The 4911-nt window shown below is 48.8% G+C and carries 4 protein-coding genes and 1 tRNA gene; 2 read left to right on the top strand and 3 right to left on the bottom strand.

All coding sequences use genetic code 11. The features are described 5' to 3' along the window. Positions 1-218: 218 nt before the first annotated feature. Positions 219-2423 carry an elongation factor EF-2 gene (locus tag ACP5KC_RS08710; RefSeq protein ID WP_052884495.1) on the top strand — a complete coding sequence of 735 codons (2205 nt, stop codon included), beginning with the start codon at positions 219-221 and terminating at the stop codon, positions 2421-2423. Positions 2424-2453: 30 nt separating this feature from the next. Here ACP5KC_RS08710 and ACP5KC_RS08705 read toward each other — a convergent pair whose 3' ends face one another. After that, complete coding sequence (locus ACP5KC_RS08705) at positions 2454-3824, bottom strand: tRNA(Ile)(2)-agmatinylcytidine synthase (protein ID WP_273434209.1); 1371 nt, start codon at positions 3822-3824, stop codon at positions 2454-2456. A gap of 5 nt (positions 3825-3829) precedes the next feature. Next, positions 3830-4411, bottom strand: coding sequence for a 50S ribosomal protein L6 (locus ACP5KC_RS08700; protein ID WP_052884497.1), 582 nt, complete (start codon positions 4409-4411; stop codon positions 3830-3832). Positions 4412-4507: 96 nt separating this feature from the next. On the opposite strand from ACP5KC_RS08700, the gene ACP5KC_RS08695 reads away from it, so the two are divergent. Continuing rightward, positions 4508-4610: transfer RNA gene (locus ACP5KC_RS08695), tRNA-Leu, on the top strand. A gap of 30 nt (positions 4611-4640) precedes the next feature. On the opposite strand, the gene ACP5KC_RS08690 is transcribed toward ACP5KC_RS08695, so the two are convergent. After that, entirely contained in the window at positions 4641-4835 is a 195-nt protein-coding gene (locus tag ACP5KC_RS08690; protein WP_424738926.1) for a hypothetical protein, read from the bottom strand. Between the last annotated feature and the right edge of the window lie 76 nt (positions 4836-4911).

Below are 4911 nucleotides of genomic sequence, written 5' to 3'. Positions count from 1 at the left end.
AAGCCTACACCCCGACATGCCAAGGCATCATAGACCTCACCAAGAAGAAAGACAACACCGCCAGGAGCAAATCATAACCCTCCAGAGGGGTAAAGGGGGCAGGCCCTCAGTGGCGCAGGCGGCTTAACCAAAACAGTATAAGTAGGCGGGCTCTACGAGAACCCCGACAAGATTTATAAAAGGTTAGCCGTTTTTCGTTAGCGAAATGGGTGTGAAGGATGGTCCGCTATAAGCAGGTCTCCGATATCGTCAAAATAATGAGGAACGTCGAGCAAGTGAGGAATATAGGTACTCTAGCCCACGTGGATCATGGGAAGACTACGACTTCTGACTCCCTCCTGATGGGGGCAGGCATCCTGAGTCCTAAGGTGGCTGGACAGGCACTAGCGCTAGACTACGTCGAGATCGAGCAGCTGAGACAGATGACGGTGAAAGCGGCCAACGTTTCACTCTACCACGAGTGGCATGGCAAGCCCTATGTGATCAACCTTGTGGACACTCCTGGACACGTTGACTTTACTGGACATGTAACAAGAAGCCTTAGAATGATGGACGGCGGTATTGTCGTAGTAGATGCTGTTGAGGGAGTAATGACTCAGACCGAAACCGTGGTAAGACAGGCGCTACAGGAGTATGTTAGACCTTTACTTTATATAAACAAGGTTGATAGGCTGATTAAGGAGCTCCGGCTTGAGCCAAAAGAAATCCAGCAGCGTTTTATCGAGATAGTTAAGGAGTTCAATGCTCTAATAGACCTTTACGCGGACAAGGAGTTCAAAGACAAGTGGAAGGTTGATTTTTCGAAAGGACAAGTTGCCTTTGGAAGCGCGCTTCACAAGTGGGGGCTCACCGTCCCTCTCGCGATTGAGAAGGGGGTGAAATTCGACTATATTGTGGACGCTTACCTGCATGATAACAAGGAACAGCTCGCCCAGGAGTTCCCCCTGTACGTTGCGCTTCTGGACATGGTTGTAGAACACATACCGAATCCACGCGAGGCCCAGAGATATAGAGTCCCGAAACTGTGGCGCGGAGATCTTAATAGCGAGATAGGTAAAGCCATGCTCGAATGTGACCCCGACGGGCCAACAGTGGTCGCTGTTAGCAAGATAACTATAGACCCGCACGCAGGTCATGTCGCTACGGGACGTGTTTTCAGCGGAACGGTTACAGAGGGTCAAGAAGTCTACCTGCTCAACGCAAAAGACTCAGCTAGAGTACTCCAGGTGGGCCTTTACATGGGACCCTATAGAGAGAAGACAGAACAAATATCTGCCGGAAACATCGTTGCTATGCTTGGTTTGGAGAAGGCTAGAGCAGGTGAAACTGTTGTTGACACCAAATTCAAGGATTCAATGACTCCCTTTGAACACCTGACATACGTTGCGGAGCCCGTTGTGACAATCGCATTGGAGCCTAAGAAAAGTAGCGACTTACCAAAACTCGTGGACATTTTGAGGAAACTGGCCATAGAGGACCCCACGCTAAAAGTATATATTAACCAGGAGACCGGCGAGTACCTCCTGAGCGGTGTGGGCACGTTGCACCTAGAAATCACACTCTGGGAGCTTAAGCAAAGAACGGGTATTGAAATAGTCACGTCTCCGCCTATCGTGAGATACAGGGAAACTATAAGAGAGAAAGGCCAGGTATTTGAAGGAAAATCACCCAATAAGCACAATAAGCTCTACTTCTATGCAGAGCCACTTAACGAGGAAACAATAAAACTTCTCCAGGAAGGCAAGGTTTTTGCGGACCAAGACTGGCGGGAAAGGGCTCAGATACTAAGAGAATACGCTGGATGGGACACAGACGAGGCTCGCAACATATGGGACATCGATGAGAACTTCAACATAATATTAAACAAGACCTCGGGTATACAGTACCTTCGCGAAGTAAAGGACACAATAGTTCAGGGCTTCAGGTGGACAATGGAGGCTGGACCTCTTGCCCAGGAACCAGTCAGAGGCGTTAAAGTTGTTCTGGTAGATGCCGTGCTACACGAGGATCCTGCCCATAGAGGCCCCGCCCAGATAATGCCGGCGACAAAGAACAGTATAATGGCAACCCTTCTCTCGGGTAAGCCAACACTTCTCGAACCAATCCTGAAGGTAGACGTTAAGGTCCCTACAGCTCAGGTAAGCGGCGTACTTAATGTCCTTAACAGGCACAGAGGGAAAATCATGGGTATGGAGGAGAAGGGCATGGTGATGCGTGTCTTGGCAGAGCTGCCCGTTGCCGAAAGCTTTAACATCGCAGACGAGTTAAGAGAGGCTACACAGGGGAGGGCTTTCTTTGCATACGAATTCTACAGATGGGCTCCCGTCCCATCCTCACAGCTAGAAGAGATAGCCCTCGCTATTAGGGAACGTAAGGGTCTACCAAAGAAGCTTCCAAGAATAGAGGACTTCCTTGGCCCATAACCCCCCGGAAAACCATCCACATTATAGTCTTCATATTTCTTCTTGTTTCCCTGGATTCAGACTAATCATTCTTGAAGCAAAGACGCCTTTGCTAAGCAGAATTCCTAGAGGCTCCGGTGCTAATCCTACAATCTCTCTTGGCCTAGTCAAGTGACGATACGCTCTCATGCTGGGGACGTATAGTCCCGGCTCTAAGATGCGGGGCCGCTCTTCTATAGATTTCTCGAGTGTTTTTGCCCTGTAACCACATTTTAGACACTTGTAACCTTTTCCTTTACCAGCCGACTTCATCCGTGCTCCACATCTGGGACAAATAGGGTTTCGGATGATAACGTCCATCTGAAGTGATATAATGCGCACGTACTCTCCGTTCAAGGTTAAGCCTTTTCTAGGAATAATTCCACCTCCAACCTCGATCCTATCGCTTGGCCTAAGAAGCCTCGCAACTCTGTTAAGCCTGCCTGTCTCGCGATAAAACATTACTTCAACACAACCCTCACCGTCACAGAGCTCGACAACAACATGACCCGACTCGATTATCTTGGGGTGTCCCTTAACGACTCCCTCAACTACCACGGAGTCATATGGCCGTACCTGGCCCACCTGTTTTTTAAGATGCAGATGACTGTTCGTAGCCTGGTTTGTCTTATAGATGATGTAGCCAACCGGCTTGCTCTTTAAAGCCCTTGAGGCATAAACCTCGAGAAACTCTAAGAGAGGTCTAGGGCTTAGTGAACGAACTCCAAGCAGCACGGGATCTGCTCCGCGTGGTACCGCGAGCAGCCGTTTTTCTACGTAGTCATATGTAGCGAATACCAGCGGTCTGTGCTTCCTGTCGAACTCTATGAGTATTTCTTCGTCAACCAACTTACTTGTTTCTCTTTCCATGTGATCCCTGTAAAGGAGCAACTCATACGTGTAATCCTCGAGGGGATAAGCCCCCACAGCTGCTAGAGCCCCTACGAGGCCTCTACCCCTACCTATACCTCCTACCACGACCTCACCGTAGACACCTTTTTTGATCTGTTCCTTGACGTATGATAGCGGGACGACTTCCCTCAAAGTTCTGGAGTAGAGCTTCCTTAACTCCTCGTTGACTTCTCCAACAACAACTACAAAGCCGGGAGAAGTCTTTCCATGTTTCTCTGAATACTTTGATATTAGATTCGAGAGTAGTTTCACCACTTCTTCTATGGTCAAATTGGGTGCTTCTAGGTGAAGTGATATAGCCGCATTGCCGCGCGTTTTGAATGGAACATTAGGGTTTAGCCTGACCAGATATGGCAAATCCAGGAATGTGAGGCCAAGCCTCTTAAACTCGAGAGTAAGTAGAAAACCAAGGAATGTCGTGCAAAACCCTTGTGGAGAATCTGTGTCATCGACTCCTATGTGAACCTGCATGAGGTTTAAGCCTTCATGTGTTCTACAGCGTATAGGTAGATCCCGTCGAGCACGCCAGGACCTGTTCCTTCGCGTCCATGAGGACTTGGCCTCCTATCGCCCCTCAACTGAGTTGCTTGATGAATCCTAGCGGCTGTCTGGGCGACAGCCTCCTTGTCGATGCCCTCTATTATAATGTCTTCCTTTTCGACCTTCACTTTAACTCCTGGGAGAATCTCAGCATATCTCTTACCTCTTTCCCCGAGAAAGTTCTCGATGATCACTTTATCCTTGTCGACCTTTATGTTCATCGGGAAGTGTGCGTACACTATTTTCATCTTGTAGCGGAATCCCTTAGTCACCCCTACAATCATATTATTGATGTGCGCAGCGATTGTCTTGACAAGAGAGTATTCCCTCTTGTTGGCGAGAAAAGCCTCTATTTTCACTTGATTGTCTTCATATGTGATCTCTATTTTCTTAGCAAAGCTAAAGTCCTTTTCAGTCCTTCCGAGTGGCCCCTCGACTACAACTCTCTTGTTATTGATGGATACTTTTACGTTCTCTGGTACTGGAACTCTTTCCTCGACTTGAAATACCTTGACCATTGAAACCCTCTCAGCATAAAGAAAAAACAATTTATATATGTTTTCCCGCCTTCACGGAAGAAAAATATTTTACTTTTCACTCAGTTATGATCACTAGCGGGGGTGCCCGAGCTAGGTCAAAGGGGGCGGTCCCTATGAGGGGCCCACACTCAGGCTCCGCTGGCGTCGGCCTGCCCGGGTTCGAATCCCGGCCCCCGCACTAGCCCATCTCTATAATCTTGGAGAGATCCTAGTATGTCTTCTCCGCTTCCCATTCCTCGAGGAAGCCTTCAATCCTGCTCCTATACTCTTCTAGCTCCCTCAGCATTGCATCCATGCTGTCGAACGCCACCCTGTACTCTTGGAGGATGCCGGTGTACGCCCTGAAAGCTCCGATGCTTGCGCAGGAACTGCAGCCTAGAGATCGACGCTGACATAAACACATGCTTGAACACCACCAGAAAGGCGGGATACAACCCGCCAATACCAAGCAAGATCGAAGCCTACGCCCCCATACAGCA

It is taken from the genome of Infirmifilum sp., assembly GCF_049970975.1.
Lineage (GTDB): Archaea > Thermoproteota > Thermoprotei > Thermofilales > Thermofilaceae > Thermofilum > Thermofilum uzonense.
This window is presented reverse-complemented; position numbering and strand designations above follow the sequence as displayed.